18 protein-coding genes are annotated in these 17,372 nt (G+C 55.1%); 15 read left to right on the forward strand and 3 right to left on the reverse strand.

Annotation, left to right across the window (positions count from 1 at the left end):
* Window positions 1–15: 15 nt before the first annotated feature.
* The gene (gene hemB / locus BJF95_RS16190; RefSeq protein ID WP_075640509.1) at window positions 16–1,029 is read right to left on the reverse strand and encodes a porphobilinogen synthase; all 1,014 of its coding nucleotides are present in this window, start codon (window positions 1,027–1,029) and stop codon (window positions 16–18) included.
* A 252-nt stretch (window positions 1,030–1,281) separates the two neighbouring features.
* On the opposite strand from hemB, the gene BJF95_RS16195 reads away from it, so the two are divergent.
* The 7 genes from BJF95_RS16195 (at window position 1,282) to BJF95_RS16225 (ending at window position 7,743) form a co-directional block, all read left to right on the forward strand.
* A complete protein-coding gene (locus BJF95_RS16195) occupies window positions 1,282–1,701 on the forward strand; it encodes a DUF6163 family protein (protein ID WP_075640510.1) in 420 nt (139 codons plus the stop codon).
* Window positions 1,702–1,851: 150 nt separating this feature from the next.
* Complete coding sequence (ldtR, locus tag BJF95_RS16200; RefSeq protein ID WP_075640511.1) at window positions 1,852–2,364, forward strand: transcriptional regulator LdtR; 513 nt, start codon at window positions 1,852–1,854, stop codon at window positions 2,362–2,364.
* A gap of 345 nt (window positions 2,365–2,709) precedes the next feature.
* A complete protein-coding gene (locus BJF95_RS16205) occupies window positions 2,710–4,038 on the forward strand; it encodes a L,D-transpeptidase family protein (protein ID WP_075640512.1) in 1,329 nt (442 codons plus the stop codon).
* A 204-nt stretch (window positions 4,039–4,242) separates the two neighbouring features.
* Window positions 4,243–5,532: a serine hydroxymethyltransferase gene (glyA, locus tag BJF95_RS16210; protein WP_075640513.1), complete on the forward strand. Its 1,290-nt coding sequence runs from the start codon at window positions 4,243–4,245 to the stop codon at window positions 5,530–5,532.
* Between the two features lie 12 nt (window positions 5,533–5,544).
* Window positions 5,545–6,021, forward strand: a complete 477-nt coding sequence (nrdR, locus tag BJF95_RS16215; RefSeq protein ID WP_075640514.1) for a transcriptional regulator NrdR — start codon at window positions 5,545–5,547, stop codon at window positions 6,019–6,021.
* Window positions 6,022–6,025: 4 nt separating this feature from the next.
* A complete protein-coding gene (gene ribD / locus BJF95_RS16220) occupies window positions 6,026–7,123 on the forward strand; it encodes a bifunctional diaminohydroxyphosphoribosylaminopyrimidine deaminase/5-amino-6-(5-phosphoribosylamino)uracil reductase RibD (protein WP_075640515.1) in 1,098 nt (365 codons plus the stop codon).
* Window positions 7,123–7,743 (forward strand): riboflavin synthase, encoded by a 621-nt coding sequence (locus BJF95_RS16225; RefSeq protein ID WP_075640516.1) that lies wholly within the window; start codon window positions 7,123–7,125, stop codon window positions 7,741–7,743. The genes ribD and BJF95_RS16225 overlap by 1 nt, the downstream gene beginning before the upstream one ends.
* Window positions 7,744–7,796: 53 nt before the next feature.
* On the opposite strand, the gene BJF95_RS16230 is transcribed toward BJF95_RS16225, so the two are convergent.
* Complete coding sequence (locus tag BJF95_RS16230; protein ID WP_075640517.1) at window positions 7,797–8,141, reverse strand: hypothetical protein; 345 nt, start codon at window positions 8,139–8,141, stop codon at window positions 7,797–7,799.
* Window positions 8,142–8,621: 480 nt separating this feature from the next.
* Here BJF95_RS16230 and ribH point away from each other — a divergent pair, with 480 nt between their 5' ends.
* The 4 genes from ribH (at window position 8,622) to BJF95_RS16250 (ending at window position 13,101) form a co-directional block, all read left to right on the forward strand.
* Window positions 8,622–9,080: a 6,7-dimethyl-8-ribityllumazine synthase gene (ribH, locus tag BJF95_RS16235; RefSeq protein WP_075640518.1), complete on the forward strand. Its 459-nt coding sequence runs from the start codon at window positions 8,622–8,624 to the stop codon at window positions 9,078–9,080.
* A 4-nt stretch (window positions 9,081–9,084) separates the two neighbouring features.
* Entirely contained in the window at window positions 9,085–9,567 is a 483-nt protein-coding gene (gene nusB / locus BJF95_RS16240) for a transcription antitermination factor NusB (protein ID WP_075641084.1), read from the forward strand.
* A 49-nt stretch (window positions 9,568–9,616) separates the two neighbouring features.
* Window positions 9,617–10,843, forward strand: a complete 1,227-nt coding sequence (locus tag BJF95_RS16245) for an MFS transporter (RefSeq protein WP_075640519.1) — start codon at window positions 9,617–9,619, stop codon at window positions 10,841–10,843.
* A gap of 119 nt (window positions 10,844–10,962) precedes the next feature.
* Window positions 10,963–13,101: a sodium-translocating pyrophosphatase gene (locus BJF95_RS16250; protein ID WP_075640520.1), complete on the forward strand. Its 2,139-nt coding sequence runs from the start codon at window positions 10,963–10,965 to the stop codon at window positions 13,099–13,101.
* Window positions 13,102–13,188: 87 nt separating this feature from the next.
* On the opposite strand, the gene BJF95_RS16255 is transcribed toward BJF95_RS16250, so the two are convergent.
* Window positions 13,189–13,638 carry an outer membrane protein assembly factor BamE gene (locus BJF95_RS16255; protein WP_425348707.1) on the reverse strand — a complete coding sequence of 150 codons (450 nt, stop codon included), beginning with the start codon at window positions 13,636–13,638 and terminating at the stop codon, window positions 13,189–13,191.
* Between the two features lie 354 nt (window positions 13,639–13,992).
* Between BJF95_RS16255 and BJF95_RS16260 the strand changes: the two genes are divergently transcribed.
* The 4 genes from BJF95_RS16260 (at window position 13,993) to BJF95_RS16275 (ending at window position 17,333) form a co-directional block, all read left to right on the forward strand.
* Window positions 13,993–14,529 carry a ubiquinol-cytochrome C chaperone family protein gene (locus BJF95_RS16260; RefSeq protein WP_342587951.1) on the forward strand — a complete coding sequence of 179 codons (537 nt, stop codon included), beginning with the start codon at window positions 13,993–13,995 and terminating at the stop codon, window positions 14,527–14,529.
* Window positions 14,526–15,089 carry a YceD family protein gene (locus tag BJF95_RS16265; RefSeq protein ID WP_075640523.1) on the forward strand — a complete coding sequence of 188 codons (564 nt, stop codon included), beginning with the start codon at window positions 14,526–14,528 and terminating at the stop codon, window positions 15,087–15,089. Before BJF95_RS16260 ends, BJF95_RS16265 begins: the two co-directional genes overlap by 4 nt.
* Before the next feature lie 206 nt (window positions 15,090–15,295).
* A complete protein-coding gene (gene plsX, locus BJF95_RS16270; protein ID WP_075640524.1) occupies window positions 15,296–16,342 on the forward strand; it encodes a phosphate acyltransferase PlsX in 1,047 nt (348 codons plus the stop codon).
* 19 nt (window positions 16,343–16,361) lie between these two features.
* On the forward strand, window positions 16,362–17,333 hold the full coding sequence (locus BJF95_RS16275) for a beta-ketoacyl-ACP synthase III (protein ID WP_075640525.1): 972 nt from the start codon (window positions 16,362–16,364) through the stop codon (window positions 17,331–17,333).
* Window positions 17,334–17,372: the final 39 nt, after the last annotated feature.

Here is a 17,372-nt window from a genome sequence, read left to right on the forward strand (position 1 = left end):
AAAATCACCCCAAAATCAGCCTTTGGCCAGCTTTTTGGCGACCTCAATCGCGAAATAGGTCAAAATGCCATCACAACCCGCCCGCTTAAAGCACAGCAGGGTTTCCATCATCACCCGTTCTTCGTCAATCCAGCCATTCATGCCGGCAGCTTTGATCTGCGAATACTCGCCCGATACCTGATAGGCGAAAACCGGAAGGCCAAAAGCCTCCTTCATGCGCCAGCAAATATCGATATAGGGCAGGCCGGGTTTGACCATCAGCATGTCTGCACCCTCTTCAACATCAAGGGCGGCGTCACGCAGAGCCTCGGTGCCATTGGCAGGGCTGATGTAATAGCTGTTCTTGTCGCCCTTCAAAAGGCCGGAGGTGGAAATTGCTTCCCGGTAGGGGCCATAATAGCCCGACGAAAATTTGGTGGCATAGGACATGATGCCAACATCCTGATGGCCTGCCGCATCCAACCCGCGACGTATGGCACCAATGCGGCCATCCATCATTTCGGATGGGGCGATAATATCGGACCCGGCATCGGCCTGCATGACGGCGGCGCGAACCACTTGATCAACCGTTTCGTCATTGACAATGATATCGCCGCGCAAAATGCCGTCATGACCATGGCTGGTAAAGGGATCAAGCGCCACATCGGTGATCACGCCGATATTGGGGACATGTTTCTTGAAGGCAGCCGTTGCTTCATTGAGAAGATTGTTGGCATCCAGAATGGCAGAGCCGGTCTGGTCGCGCTTTTCCATTTCAATATTGGGGAAAGTGGCAATGGCCGGAATGCCCAGATCGGCGGCCTGCTTGACCGCCTCCACCGCTTTGTCAACGCTCATGCGGTTGACGCCCGGCATGGCGGGAATGGGATCGACAATATTGGTGCCGGGTACCAGAAAAATCGGCCAGATCAGATCGTTCACCGTGAGGTGGTTTTCCTGCACCAGTCGGCGGGTCCAATCGGCCTTGCGATTGCGGCGCATGCGTCTGTGGCCGGTGATCTCGTCTACCAGATGGGTTTTGTCGTGCATGGCTGGCCTCCAGTCTGTTGTCCGATGCGATCCGAGCAAGGCGCATGAGGTTGGTTCTGCTCAAGATCGATTTTGCGGCACTGCCTAGCACGGAATGGCCGTTTTGCCCATCGCGATACCGGCCCTGCGACAAACCGACTTTCGCCGTCTCTTATAGGCAAATGTGGGGAGGCGGATTTTGCCTGTTTCAATTCCGTGCATGTCAGCGCCAAGGCTCTGGCGGCGGCGGATCATTGCGGTTATCTTAGGCCTATGATTGATGATAGCGTTCATACTCCGAAGTTCAGCGTCACGGATGTCCTGTTTGTGGTCTTCCTCCGTATCGTTGCGTGTATTGCTCTTTGGTTTGGCCTTGAGTTCTGGGCCATGCTGGTTGGCTATTCCCACAATGGTCTTGCGCGTTTCGATCTTTTGACCGTGCCATGGCGCATCACCACCTGTTCGCTGGCGGTTATTTTTCCTGTGTCCAGCCTGGGTCTGTGGATGACAGTGTCCTGGGGGCCGGTGATATGGGCGATCGGCGCGCTGGCGCAAATCTTAATGTATGGTTTCTGGCCAAAGATTTTTGGGGAAAATCCATTGCTGATCACCTTTCACATCATTGTGGCGGTCGTCTATCTGGCGTTTCGTGTGGCGATCATGCTGGAAAAGCGGGCTTCTCGCTCCCAATAAGATTTGGTTTACCCTGATACAAAGCCTGTGAATGGTAAGTCTCTGTTAAGCTTGCGTTTTAAATAGAATTTTATGGGTATTCGATATTGTCTGTCTCAAGGCGGGAGAAAACAAACATAACCGCCACCCAAAACAGTGAGGCAGATCAAAATGACCAACACCAATATCAAACAGCAGGTTTCCGCCGTTGATCAGGAAGAGCAGGCTATCCGTTCTCTCTATCTCGACTCGTTGCATTTGGTAGAGCGCCTGCACCGTCGCCTGCTTGATGTTATCAAGGACGAGTTCGACCGCCAGGGTCGCAATGACGTCAATGCTGTGCAGGCTTTGTTGCTTTTCAACATCGGTAACTCAGAATTGACAGCAGGTGAACTGCGCTCGCGCGGTTACTACCTCGGCTCCAACGTGTCCTATAACGTCAAGAAGCTGGTGGACCTTGGCTTCATCAATCATTCCCGTTCGCGGGTTGACCGTCGCTCGGTTCGGATCTCTCTGACGGAAGAAGGTCAGGACATCGCAGAAACCGTTGCAAAGCTTTATGAGCGTCACGTCGGTTCGATCCAGAAGGTTGGCGGCATTGGCACCAATGAATTCAACCAGATGAACACGCTGCTGCAGCGTCTTGATCGCTTCTGGAATGATACGATCGCCTATCGCATGTAAAATAAGGTGTCTGCTCTTTTGAAACAGGCACTCCTGTCCTGTCGATGCGCGGCTTGCACCATGAGGCTGACGGGCGCATGATTTTTGCCCGACGGCCATGATGAGGGCGCGTTCGCTGCGACAATAAAAGCACACTCTAATGGTGAATGGCTGGATCAGCGCTTTTTGATCTGACAAGCTTTAGCCATATTGATATGTCAGCCAGAAAGGCTAAGAAGCAGATGGAACAAAGGGGTTCCTTGCGCATTTCTCGGGTTGAGAAATTCGTTCTGCTTATGCTGCCAATATTTCGTTGGTGCAGGCTGGGTGTGTTATGATCGGCGGATCGTTAGGGAAATTGTGAATATGGCAGACAAGACAAATGTGGTTGCGGTCTCGCGTCGTGGACTCCTTATGGGCGCAGCGCTCGTTGGGGCATCGGCAATCGCCGGTCAAGCTATGGCTCAGTCTGCCGTTGACGAAGTGATCAATGCGCGCAGCCGTGGCAATTGGGATGATCAGTTTGACGCCCAGACCTCGCGCGCAACGGCGATGGTGACCTCCAATACGCCTTTGCTCAGTGCAAGCAATCTGCCAATTTTGCAAAATGTTATTGCGCAGTATCAGCAAATCGTCGCGCAAGGCGGCTGGCCTCAGGTCAATCCAACGGTCAAGCTGAAGCTGGGCGTTATCGATCCGAGCGTGCAGGTGTTGCGCCAGCGCTTGATGATCTCCGGTGACCTTGCCCGTGAAGCGGGCATGTCGGATTCCTTCGATACCTATGTGGACGGTGCCGTAAAGCGGTTTCAGGCCCGTCATGGTTTGCCAACAGATGGTGCGCTGGGCGAATACACATTGAAGGCCATGAACATTTCTGCGGATGTTCGCCTCAACCAGTTGAACACCAATCTTGTGCGCTTGCAGTCAATGTCTGGTGATCTTGGTCAGCGTTATGTGATGGTCAACATTCCCGCCATGAATATCGAGGCGGTTGAGGGTGACCGCGTGGCGCTGCACACCAATGCCATCGTTGGCCGTATCTCGCGCCCGACACATCCGATTAATTCCAAGATCTACGAAGTCATTCTCAATCCTTACTGGACCGCGCCGCGTTCGATTGTCGAAAAGGACATCGTGCCGCTGATGCGCAAGGATCCGACCTATCTGGCCCGTAACAATATCCGCCTGTTCGACAACAAGGGACAGGAAGTTGCACCGGAAACCGTGGATTGGAACGCGCCCAAGGCACCGAACCTGATGTTCCGTCAGGACCCCGGCAAGATCAACGCCATGGCCTCGACCAAGATCAACTTCCACAATCCAAACAACGAATATCTGCATGATACGCCGCAGCAAGGCTTGTTTAACAAGCTGATGCGCTTTGAATCGTCCGGTTGCATGCGCGTTCAGAACGTTCGCGATCTGACCAGCTGGTTGCTGAAAGACACACCCGGCTGGCCGCGCCAGCAGATCGAGCGGGTGATTTCCACCCGTCAGAACACGGTGATCAAGCTGGCGCAGGAAGTTCCAGTCTACATCGTCTATATTACCGCATGGTCTGCCAAGGACAATGTTGTGCAGTTCCGCGACGACATCTACCAGCGCGATGGTGATGCGCAGCTGGCGCTGCAAACCAACATTGGCGTGGAGCAAAATCCCGGCAATATCGAAGACGACAATTTGCCACGGCAATAAGTCCTTAGCTTGTCAGATTTTCCAAAAAGGGCCGCGTAACTTTTGCGCGGTCCTTTTTTTGTTTTGTGCGGGCGGCGACGTTGCAATTCAGGATCAAGCGCGATCTCTCGCTCTTTGGCCTGCAAATGTCGTTCTGTTGTCTTGCTCTTAGGCCCCGAGGGCGTTAATACGCCGGGGCATCCACGCTTTCAGGAGACTGCGATCATGACAAATACCGATGCTTTCTTTTCCCGCTCACTTGCCGACTCTGATCCGGAAATCTTTGGCGCGATTGAGAAGGAGCTCGGTCGCCAACGTCATGAGATTGAATTGATCGCTTCGGAAAACATCGTCTCGCGCGCTGTGCTGGAAGCGCAAGGCTCGATCATGACCAACAAATATGCCGAAGGCTATCCGGGCAAGCGCTACTATGGCGGCTGCCAGTTTGTTGATATTGCCGAGGAACTGGCGATTGAACGCGCCAAGAAGCTGTTTGGCGTTAATTTTGCCAACGTGCAGCCCAATTCCGGCTCGCAGATGAATCAGGCCGTGTTTCTGGCGCTGTTGCAGCCCGGCGATACTTTTATGGGGCTCGACCTCAACTCCGGGGGCCATTTGACCCACGGTTCGCCAGTCAACATGTCCGGCAAGTGGTTTAACGTTGTGTCTTATGGTGTGCGCGAAGGCGATAACCTGCTGGATATGGACGCGGTTGCCGAATCGGCCCGCAAGCACAAGCCAAAGCTGATCATTGCTGGCGGCACCGCCTATTCCCGCACATGGGACTGGAAGCGTTTCCGCGAAATCGCCGATGAAGTTGGCGCATATCTGATGGTCGATATGGCGCATATCGCTGGTCTGGTGGCTGGCAATCAGCACCCATCGCCATTCCCCCATTGCCATGTTGCCACCACCACGACCCACAAGTCTCTGCGTGGCCCACGCGGTGGTATGATCCTCACCAATGATGAGGATCTGGCCAAGAAGTTTAATTCGGCAGTATTCCCCGGCCTTCAGGGCGGCCCGCTGATGCATGTGATTGCCGCCAAGGCCGTTGCCTTCGGTGAAGCCCTGCAGCCAGAGTTTCAGGATTATGCGGCCCAAGTGGTCAAGAACGCCAAGGCTTTGTCCGAAACTCTCGTGAAGGGCGGTCTGGATATCGTCTCCGGCGGCACCGACAACCACCTGATGCTGGTGGACCTGCGCAAGAAGAACGCCACCGGCAAGCGTGCAGAAGCCGCCCTTGGCCGCGCATACGTCACCTGCAACAAGAACGGCATTCCGTTTGACCCTGAAAAGCCATTTGTCACCTCCGGTATCCGCCTCGGCACACCGGCTGGTACAACACGCGGCTTCAAGGAAGCCGAATTCATTGAAATCGGTAACCTGATTGTCGAGGTTCTCGATGGTCTCAAGGCTGCCAATTCTGATGAAGGCAATGCGGCTGTTGAAGCGGCTGTGCGTGAAAAGGTCGTGGCGCTGACAGGCCGCTTCCCCATGTACCCTTATCTGTAAGGGAAAAGCCCGATGCGGTGCCCGTTTTGCGGATCAGATGACACCCAGGTGAAGGATTCCCGTCCGGCGGAGGACAATACTGCCATCCGTCGGCGGCGTATCTGCCCGGATTGCGGTGGCCGCTTCACCACCTTTGAGCGCGTACAATTGCGCGAGCTGACCGTGTTGAAAAAAACGGGCCGCAAGGCTCCCTTCGATCGTGAAAAGCTGGTGCGGTCTTTCGAGATCGCACTGCGCAAACGCCCGGTTGAGCGGGATCGCATCGAGCGCGCCGTGTCTGGCATCGTGCGACGGCTGGAAAGTTCGGGCGAGGTTGAAATCTCGTCGGAACGCATTGGTTTGCAGGTGCTTGAGGCGCTGAAAAGCCTCGATGATGTTGCTTTTGTGCGCTATGCCTCGGTCTATCGCGATTTCTCTCACGCCGAGGATTTTGAGCAGGTGATCTCGGAGATTACGGCGAAAATTTCCCGGGATAGCGAGCCGGAATAACACGATGAGCGTTGAGGCTGATGATCGCCGGTTTATGGCTGCGGCCATTCGGTTGGGTCGTTCTCATCTTGGTCAAACCGCGACAAACCCTTCCGTTGGCTGTGTCGTTGTCAAAGACGGCAAAATTATTGGTGAGGGCGTTACCGCTGTTGGTGGCCGGCCCCATGCCGAACCCCAGGCGCTGGCCATGGCCGGTGAGCGGGCCAAAGGTGCCACTGTTTACGTCACACTGGAGCCATGCTCGCATTATGGCAAAACGCCGCCCTGCGCCAATGCACTGGTGGCGGCGGGCGTCGCGCGCGTTGTTGTGGCGGTGACAGACCCCGACCCACGCGTTTCCGGTCGCGGTCTGGCCATTTTGGCAGACGCTGGCATCGAGGTGGTGACGGGCGTTTTGCACACCGATGCAGCGAGGGGCCTTTCAGCCTATCTCACCCGGCACATCTGCAAACGCGCGCAAGTGATTCTGAAACTTGCGATTTCTGCGGATAACATGATTGGCAAAAAAGGCGAGGGGCAGGTCTCCATCACCGGACCAATCGCACGCGCACAGGTGCAGTTGCTGCGTGCTGAAACTGATGCCATTTTGGTGGGCATTGGCACGGCTAAGGCGGATAATCCCCAATTGACCGTGCGGCTGAAAGGCATGGAGCACCGCTCTCCCTTGCGCATTGTGCTGGATAGACGCTTGGAATTGCCGCTCTCAACCACGCTTGCTTCTACTGCGCGCCAAGTGCAAACCGCATGCGCCTGTTGCAATCCATCCGATTTTCGCTGTGATGAGGCATTTTCTGCGCGGGAAACCGAGTTGAAGGAGCAAGGTGTTGAGGTGATGAAGGTTGCTGATCTCGGCGATCTTCTGAGCCATCTTGCAACACTTGGGGTATCGTCCGTGCTGGTTGAAGGCGGCGCATCTGTTGCCAAGGCATTTCTGGATGCGGATCTGGTGGATCGGATCCATCTCTATCAAGGTGCCGTTGAAATTGGCAGCAATGGTCTTGCATCACCGCTTGGTCGCGCCAATATACCGTCCACATTCCGGCATGTGCGCCACGCGCGGTTCGGGTTTGACCAGTTTGATGAATTTGAGAGAGATCGTTGATGTTTACAGGCATTGTGACAGACGTTGGCACGGTTGAAGATATCACACCTCTGAAGGAAGGCATCAGGCTGCGCATTGCCACCAGCTATGATCCGGCCACCATTGATATGGGGGCATCGATTGCCCATTCCGGCACCTGCCTCACGGTCACGGGCCTGCCCCGTGAGGGCAGCAATGGACGCTGGTTTGAAGTGGAAGCCTGGGAAGAAGCGCTGCGGTTGACCACCATTGGCGCGTGGCAAAAAGGCACGCGCATTAATCTGGAGCGCTCGCTCAAAATCGGTGACGAACTGGGTGGCCATATTGTGTCTGGCCATGTGGATGGCAAGGCCGAAATTATCGCAGTGAAAAGCGAAGGTGATGCCACACGCTACACTCTGCGGGTGCCGGAACATCTGGCGCGCTTTGTCGCCCCCAAGGGCTCGGTTGCGCTGGATGGCACATCCCTCACGGTCAATGCCGTCAATTACTGCGATTTCGATATTTTGCTGATCCGCCACACGCTGGATGTCACCACATGGGGCGAGCGTCAGGTGGGCGATTTTGTGAATTTCGAGGTCGATACCATGGCTCGTTATGCGGCGCGATTGGCTGAGTTTCCTGCCCCCAAAGGCGAGTAATATAAGCGACGCTTGCGTCACGCATTGACGCAAGCTCACCTTTGCGAGTTCTCTTAATCAGCAACATAGAGCGTCGTTGTGCCATCCGTTGTTTGCATCAGGCCAACAACGGATGTGACCTCCACGTGCCGGGCAATGAGCTGTTTCATGGCTCTGGGGGTTGCGAAAATGGCCGCTTGCAGCTTTCTGGCCTGCAAAGCGTGCGGGCTTTGTGTGGCAAAGGCAAGATAGGCCGGATCGCCTGGGTTCAGCGCGCTGATGGCAACAATGTTGAACTGGCTATTGATGAAAGGTTGTACGCTGTCTTCCGGGCTGTTTGCGAATTCCGCGCCCTGCGCGCCGCCAAACACAACAGCGCCAATGGTGGATGCACTAAATACATGTCCGATATTGCTCATCGGTCGTCTCCTGCTTCACAACAACGATCAAGCCCGCTCACGGGCCGATATTGATAGATGTGCGCTTACCCTTTGACATTTTCCAGCCCTCAAGTGCTTGAAAGCAATTACAAATATTTCATCTCGCCGTTCATCAAAAAGCCCATTTTGGGGTGACAACGCAATGCTCTTGCATCCAGCCTTGAAGCGCTTGCAAAATTGATGATTGCTAACAATGAATTAGGTGCTGAAATGACGATGTCGTTTTGCTAAAGCTTGTGTGGTTGTTTTCGCGTCGCACCACTGCGTGACGCCTGATCATCCCGGAAATGACGATCATAACGCACCATCACAAAAATGTGCGGATCGGCTTGCTGCCCAGGCAATATGACGCATTTATGCCGAATGGCGCGAAAAACACTTGCCATTGCGGTTCGAGCGTGGTTTGACCGCGCATCCAATCATTGACATTTAATCCGCCCGTTCCCGGAGTGACCGCTCATGTCTGATCTTTCTTCTGCTCCGCACCTGCTTATTGTAGAGGCGCGTTTTTACGACGACATGGCCGATGCGCTGCTGGATGGTGCGAAGACTGCGCTGGATGAAGCCTGTGCAAGCTATGACATCGTCACCGTCATGGGTGCGCTGGAAATCCCAGCGGCCATCTCCATGGCGCTGGATGGTGCCGATAATGGCGGCGTGTTCTATGATGGGTATGTGGCGCTCGGCATGGTTATTCGGGGTGAGACCTATCATTTTGATATTGTCGCCAATGAATCCTCGCGCGCATTGATGGATTTGTCCGTGTCAGAATCGCTTGCCATTGGCAATGGCATTCTGACCGTTGAAAATGATGAACAGGCTTGGGCACGGGTGAAGCGGTCTGATAAAGACAAGGGCGGCTTCGCTGCCCGCGCCGCTTTGACGATGATTGCCTTGAAGCAGAGATTTGGTGGCTGAAAGCATGACGAGTGAACACACAACACCGCCGGTAAAAACCGCCAACCAGCGTGGGGCAGCTCGCCTTGCGGCTGTTCAGGCGCTTTATCAGATGGATATGGCCGGAAGCGGCGTTCTGGAAGTGGTTGCTGAATATGAGACCCATCGTCTCGGCCAGGAACTGGATGGCGATACCTATCTCAAGGCCGATGCATCGTGGTTTCGCTCGCTGGTCGCAGGCGTTGTGCGCGATCAGACCAAGATCGATCCGTTGATCCGCCAGGCCTTGCAGGATGATTGGTCGCTGTCGCGGGTTGATAGCACCGTGCGGGCCATTTTGCGCGCCGGCGCATTTGAGTTGCTGGAGCGCAAGGATGTGCCCGTTGCTGTGATTGTGACGGAATATGTCGAGATTGCGCACGCATTCTTTCAGGATGACGAGCCAAAGCTGGTCAATGCCGTGCTGGATCGCATTGCCAAGCAAGTGCGCACAACGGTTGCAAAGTGAGGCTCGGCTGCTAATCATGCCCTGCCAATAGAAGAGGGTGGGGCATGACATGGTTGCTGGCGTAAATATGGAAAGCCAATTGCGCGCGGCCAAGCGCAATGTTGGTATTTTGACCGCTGCGCAGGCCGTTCTTGGCGCGGCAGCCTCTCTGTCCATTTCTCTCGGCGGCTTGGCTGGCTATCAGCTTTTGGGCGCGGATAAATCCATAGCAACCTTGCCGGTTACCGGCTTTAATCTGGGCGTGGCCGCAGGTGCTGTGATCGTGGCTATGGTTGCGCGGTTTCTGGGTAAAAAACACAGTTTCATGGTTGGCGCAGGTTTTGCGCTGGCGGGTGGCCTGGTGGCAACTCTTGCACTGTTCAAGATGAATTTCTGGCTCTTTGCCTTTGGCATGGTGCTGATTGGCCTATCCGGCGGCTTTACCCAGAAAATCCGCTTTGCCGCGGCCGATGTTTCGCCCAGTTTTTTCAAGGCAGAAGCCATTTCGTGGATTTTGGCAGGCGGCATTGTCTCGGCCATCATTGGCCCGCAAGTTGCCATCTGGATGAAAGACCTGCTTGAGCCTGTGCCCTTTGCCGGGGCATTTGTGATGCTGGTGCCATTGATGCTGCTGGCAATGGTTATCCTGTCTTTCGTGCATATTCCAAAAGGAACAGGCAGCGCCGCCATAGATGGCGTTGAGGCGCGCCCGCTTCGTGAGATCATCACCACCTCACGCTTTGCCACGGGCATGTTCTGCGGTATTTGCACCTATGCGTTGATGACATTCGTGATGACAGGCGCGCCGCTGGCCATGGTGATTGGCTGTGGCTTTACCACGGGTCAGGCAACGCTTGGCATCCAATGGCATGTGATTGCCATGTTCGGCCCCAGCTTCTTAACCGGCAAGCTTATTCGTCGCTTTGGTGCCGAGCGGGTTGTGGGGGCAGGGCTGTTGGTGCTGATGGCCTGCTCGCTGGTGGCCCATGCCGGTCTTGAGCTTTGGAATTTTTGGGCAGCCCTCGTGCTGTTGGGCATTGGCTGGAATTTCGGCTTTATCGGCGCAACCGCCATTGTCGCTTCCAGCTATCGTCCGCAAGAGGCTGATAAGGTGCAGGGATTTCACGATATCGTCCTGTTCAGCACCGTTGCTCTTTCATCCTTTTCCTCCGGCAAGGTTTTCACGGCCTATGGCTGGTCGGTGATGAATCTGGTGATCTGGCCGGTAACCCTCCTTTGTCTTGCGCTGATTGTGCTGGAAATCATCCGGGCTAAGGCCACTCTCTCCGCCAATTGATATCTGCCATCTCATTGCAATTGCCACTCTTGACGGCTGCCGTTTGGAAAGCGCACTCTCCTTATCTGGAACCCGAGCGTTGTTTCTAAGAATGGCGCTCCAAAGAGGGAGGCTTTGGAATGGCAGTTCTACTGGGCGTAATTCTATGTGGTTTGGTGTCTGTGGCCTATGCGGTCTGGGCAACGCAGTCTGTGTTGGCCGCTGATCAGGGCACGCCGCGCATGCAGGAAATTGCGGGTTATATCCGCGAGGGCGCAAAGGCCTATCTGGCGCGTCAATATCTTAACATTGCCGCCGTTGGTGCCGTGGTGTTTGTCTTGACGTGGTGGCTGTTGTCCGGTGAAGCGGCAATCGGCTTTCTGATCGGTGCTGTTCTATCGGGTGTTGCGGGCTTTATCGGCATGCATGTTTCTGTGCGGGCCAATGTGCGCACAGCTCAAGCCTGCGCCCAAAGCCTCTCAGCCGGAATGGACATTGCGTTCAAATCGGGTGCAATCACCGGCATGCTCGTGGCAGGCCTCGCCCTTCTGGGGGTTTCGCTTTATTATTTTGTTCTCACCATTGGCCTTGGCCATACCAGCGGCTCACGCGAGGTGATTGATGCGCTGGTGGCTTTGGGCTTCGGTGCTTCGCTGATTTCGATTTTTGCCCGGCTTGGCGGCGGCATTTTCACCAAGGGTGCAGACGTTGGCGGCGATCTGGTCGGCAAGGTTGAAGCCGGTATCCCGGAGGATGATCCGCGCAACCCGGCCACCATTGCCGATAACGTCGGCGACAATGTTGGCGATTGTGCTGGCATGGCAGCCGACCTGTTTGAAACCTACGCCGTCTCGGTGGTTGCCACCATGGTGCTGGCGGCAATTTTCTTTGCAGGAAGCGCTGTGCTGGAAAGCGCCATGGTTTATCCTCTGGCCATTTGCGGCACCTGCATTCTCACATCGATTGTCGGCACATTCTTCGTCAAACTCGGCACCAATGGCTCAATTATGGGTGCACTCTACAAAGGTCTGATTGTCACCGGGCTATTGTCGATCGTCGGCCTTGCTGTCGCAACCCAGCTCACCATTGGCTGGGGAGAGATCGGCACTGTGGCCGGAATGGCAATTAAAGGTGTCAATCTGTTTATCTGCGGCATTCTCGGTCTGGTGGTCACGGCGCTGATTGTGGTGATTACCGAATATTACACCGGCACCAACAAGCGCCCGGTCAATTCTATCGCCCAGGCATCGGTTACCGGCCACGGCACCAATGTCATCCAGGGTCTGGCGGTTTCCTTAGAGTCAACCGCGCTGCCTGCGCTGGTCATCGTCGGTGGCATTATCAGCACCTATCAATTGGCGGGCCTGTTTGGCACGGCCATCGCGGTGACCACCATGATCGGCCTGGCTGGTATGATTGTAGCGCTCGACGCTTTTGGCCCCGTCACCGACAATGCCGGAGGCATTGCCGAAATGTCTCATCTGCCGCCAGAGGTGCGCAAATCCACCGATGCGCTGGACGCGGTGGGCAATACCACCAAAGCCGTCACCAAGGGCTATGCCATTGGCTCTGCCGGTCTTGGCGCGCTGGTGCTGTTTGCGGCCTATTCCAATGATCTGCAATTTTTTGCCGCCAATGGCGACAAATATCCGTATTTTGCAGGCATTGGCGATATTTCCTTCAGCCTGTCCAATCCGTATGTGGTTGCCGGATTGATTTTCGGCGGCTTGATTCCCTATCTGTTTGGCGGCATTGCCATGACGGCGGTTGGCCGCGCGGCAGGCTCGATTGTTGAAGAGGTGCGCCGCCAGTTTCGCGAGAAGCCCGGCATTATGGCGGGCACCGACAAGCCGGATTATGGTCGCGCTGTCGATATTCTCACCAAGGCCGCCATTCGCGAAATGGTCATTCCATCGCTTTTGCCGGTTCTGGCCCCGCTGGTGGTCTATTTCGGCGTGCTGCTGGTGTCTGGCTCCAAGGCATCGGCCTTTGCAGCCCTTGGCGCGTCCTTGCTGGGCGTGATCGTCAACGGCTTGTTTGTAGCCATCTCCATGACGTCCGGCGGCGGTGCGTGGGACAATGCCAAAAAGAGCTTTGAGGATGGCTTTGTTGATAAGGATGGCACGCGCCACATGAAAGGCTCGGAAGCCCATAAGGCCTCGGTCACCGGCGATACTGTTGGTGATCCTTATAAGGACACTGCCGGTCCTGCGGTTAATCCGGCCATCAAGATCACCAATATTGTCGCCTTGCTGTTGCTGGCTGTACTTGCAGGCTGAGTTGGCAGGCTGAACTGGCAGGCTGATCTCGACAATAAAAAACCCGCGGTCGATAACCGCGGGTTTCTTTTTGTTGCTTGTGAAAGCTTATTGCATACCCAGCAAGTTCTTCATGCTGTTGGCACCGCCGCCGCCGCCAGACAGAATCTGCTGCAGGAAGGTCATGTCTCTGCCGCCGGTTGGCGTGGTGCTGGACACCATGTCGAAGACCTTGCCATCCTTGAGCGTGTAATTGGCGCGCCGTGTGACAACGCCGTCCTTGCTGAAATAAATGGCCAGAACCTGCTGTGACACAATCTGCTGCTTCATGAAGGCAACAGGACGCTTGCGGGTCTGGGAGATGTAATAGAACACCTCGCCGTCAAAGGTCGCCGTGGTCGATGGCGTGCCGAGGCTGAGCAGCACCTGCTCGCGGCTGGAGCCAACCGGCACCAGCTCAAGCGCCTGCGGGTCAACAATGTAACCGTTGTGATAGATTTCGCTCGTTTGGCAGCCGGAAAGCCCAGCCGTTGCGATCAGCAGGGTTATCGCAGCCATGCCCACGGTTTTAACGTGCGGCTGGAAATACCGTCTCTTCAATGATGCGTCTCCCATCATGCTCTCTTGTGCCCGCTCTCTCTTGTGCCCGCGTGTGTGCTGAAGCCGTTGAGTGTTGCCCATATCATTGTGTCCTTTCCGGGGAAACCGCAAAGGCAACTTGCAATGATATGCTTTGTCCAAATAATATCACGTTTTACGACCGCTCGCCCGGCCTGCATTCAAGGCGGGCTCAGCAAGCGGCATTGCAATTCACCACTGCTTCGGTAAACCAGCTTGCGTCATCATGCAACATCGGCCAGGCGGTTGCGCCCCTGCCAAACCAGTAAAGTAGGCTTTGTCATGATTTTTGACTTGTTCAAGACCAGAAAGAACAACCGTCAGATTGTCGATCGGCAATATGCCCTTCTGACGCAGGCCGCGCGCTTACCCCAATTCTACCTGTCGCTGGACGTGCCCGATACGGTGATGGGACGGTTTGAGATGCTGTCTCTGGTGATGATTCTCTATCTGCGACGCACCACGAAATCGCAAACCAGTGGGCAGGAAGTCGCGCAGGAAATCATCGATGCCTTTTTTCAGGATATCGACCATTCCATTCGGGAGCTTGGCATCGGGGATCAATCTGTGCCCAAGCGCATGAAAAAACTGGCAGGAATGTTCTATGGCCGGCTGGAAGCCTATGGTCAGGCTCTGGATCAAAAAGACGACCAAGGGCTTGCAGCCGCGCTGAAACGCAATATACACCCCGAAACTGCCGATGCAGCCGATATGATCGAGCTGGCCCGTTGGGCTTTGCTGACCGAGACGGAGCTGATAAACACGCCGGAAGACGTGGTTGTTACCGGATCTGTTGTGCTGCTTTCTCCAGAAGAACAGGGTCAACAATGAAATTGCAGGGTTTGGGCGATATGGACAATCCTTTTTCCTATAGCGTCAAGGTGGGGAACATCTCCGCCAACGCGGTGCGGGTGCATTTAGAAGCCAATGAGGCCGAGCTCAAGGGGCTGGCCAAGCTGTGGAATGTGCTGAATGTGCGCTTTCTCAAGGCGGATTTGCAGATTTCACGCTGGAAAAAAGATGGCGTGCGCATCAAGGGCTCTGTTGAGGGTGAGCTCAGCCAAGCCTGCGTGGTGACGCTTGAGCCGGTTCTGTGCAAGATAAATGAACAACTTGAGCAGGTCTATGTGCCGGAAGGCTCCAAGCTGGCCCGTTTGATGCTGGATGGCCATGGCGAAATGGTGGTTGACCCTGAAGGCCCGGATCTGCCGGAGCCTTTCACAGGCGATACCATTGATGCCGGGGCCTTGGTCACCGAGTTTGCGGCGATGGCAATTGAGCCTTATCCCAGAAAGCCAGGCATTGAATTTTCCGGACATGTTGAGGATTCGGGAGCCGAAATCATTCGCCCGTCACCTTTTGCTGCTTTAAAAGACTGGAAAAAAGATTAGATCGGTGTGTGTGGGAGGCCGTTTTTCTCGTTAAAAAACGCAATAAACCAACAAACTACTCAGCTGATGCATGGATCGGGTCGCGCCCGGTCCTTCAGACTGTGAACAACACCTTCGAAGTTTAACACAAATATGTTGTGTGCCGGGTCAAAAACAGTATTTTGGCCAAAATTTCGCCAGGTGGTGAAAAGAAGGGATAAAGACGCGTGGTCAAGATTTCTCTCGATGTCATGGGGGGCGATTTCGGTCCTGAAGTTGTCATTCCAGGGGCAGCGAAGGCGCTGGAGCGCCATCCAGAGATTACGTTCGTGCTGTTTGGCCAGCGCGACAAGTGCGAAGCTTTGCTTGCAAACTATCCTAAGCTCAAGGAAAAGTCGGTTTTTCATGAGTGCGACGTTGCCATTGGTATGGATGAAAAGCCAAGCCAGGCGCTGCGCCGTGGCCGCAACGTATCCACCATGTGGCGCTCCATTGCTGCTGTGAAAACGGGGGATGCCGATGTGGCAGTGTCTGCTGGCAACACGGGCGCGCTGATGGCTATGGCCAAGTTTTGCCTGCGCATGATGCCCAATGTCGAGCGGCCTGCCATTGCCGGCATCTGGCCAACCCTGAAAGGGGAAAGCATTGTGCTCGACATTGGCGCGACCATTGGTGCCGATGCCAAGCAATTGCTGGATTTTGCCGTCATGGGCGGTGCCATGGCGCGCGCACTGTTTGAGATTGAGCGCCCGACCATTGGCTTGCTCAATGTTGGCGTTGAAGAAATCAAGGGCCAGGAAGACGTGCGTGAAGCAGGACGCCTGCTGCGCGAAGCCAATATTGACAGTTTGAACTATTACGGTTTTGTCGAGGGCGATGATCTGGGCAAGGGCACGGTGGATGTTGTGGTGACCGAAGGCTTCACCGGCAATATCGCGCTCAAAGCCGCTGAAGGCACAGCCAAGCAGATTGCCGCATATTTGCGCGCGGCGATGTCGCGCAGTTTGCTGTCGCGCATCGGTTATATTTTCGCCAAAGGTGCCTTTGATGCGCTGCGCGAGAAAATGGATCCCCGCAAGGTCAATGGCGGCGTGTTTCTCGGATTAAATGGCATTGTCATAAAAAGTCATGGCGGAACGGATGCCGAAGGGTTTGCAGCAGCCATCGAGGTTGGTTACGACATGGTGCGCAATGGCCTGACGCAGAAGATCGAAAACGACTTGAAACTTTATCACGCTCTTTTGCCGTCCAGTGCGGGACCGGAAGCAGCGTGACGAACAGGATATACAGAAAATGATTCGTTCAGTTGTTCGCGGTGTTGGGGCTTCTCTTCCCAAGCGAGTGTTAAGTAACCGCGAGATGGAAACCATCGTTGATACAACCGACGAATGGATTGTTCAGCGTACAGGTATCGAGCAGCGTTATATTGCGGGTGAAGGTGAAACCACGGCATCGCTGGGTGCGGAGGCCGCCGAGGCTGCGCTGAAGGCGGCGGGTCTGACTGCGGCCGATATTGATGTGATCATCTGTGCGACCTCGACGCCGGACAACACCTTTCCCGCAACGGCTGTGAACATCCAGAACCGCTTGGGCATGAGCCATGGCTTTGCCTTTGATGTGCAGGCGGTGTGCAGCGGCTTTGTCTATGCCGTGACCACGGCAGATGCCTATATTCGGGGCGGTCTGGCCAAACGCGTGCTGGTGATTGGCGCTGAAACATTTTCGCGCATTCTCGATTGGACAGACCGCACCACCTGCGTTTTGTTTGGCGATGGCGCAGGTGCTATGATTCTGGAAGCGGCAGAAGGCGAGGGGACAACAGCCGATCGTGGCGTGTTGACCGCGCATTTGCGCTCCGATGGTGCACATCGTGAAAAGCTCTATGTTGATGGCGGTCCTTCCACCTCGGGCACTGTTGGCCAATTGCGCATGGAAGGCCGCGAGGTTTTCAAGCATGCCGTGGGCATGATTACCGATGTGATCGAGCAATCGTTTGAAGCATCCCACATGACAGCGGCTGATATTGATTGGCTGGTGCCCCATCAGGCAAACCGCCGAATCATTGATGGTTCGGCCAAAAAACTTGGCATTCCGCTGGAAAAAGTTGTGGTGACCGTTCAAAATCACGGCAATACATCTGCGGCCTCCATTCCACTGGCGCTGTCTGTTGCTGTGGCTGATGGGCGTATCAAAAAGGGCGATGTCGTGCTTTTGGAAGCCATGGGCGGCGGCTTTACCTGGGGTGCGGTGCTGCTGCGCTGGTAGTGCCGCAAAAACAAGTTGTTAACGGCGCTTGACCGATCG

The organism is Rhizobium oryziradicis (genome assembly GCF_001939045.1).
In the GTDB taxonomy this organism is placed as follows: domain Bacteria; phylum Pseudomonadota; class Alphaproteobacteria; order Rhizobiales; family Rhizobiaceae; genus Allorhizobium; species Allorhizobium oryziradicis.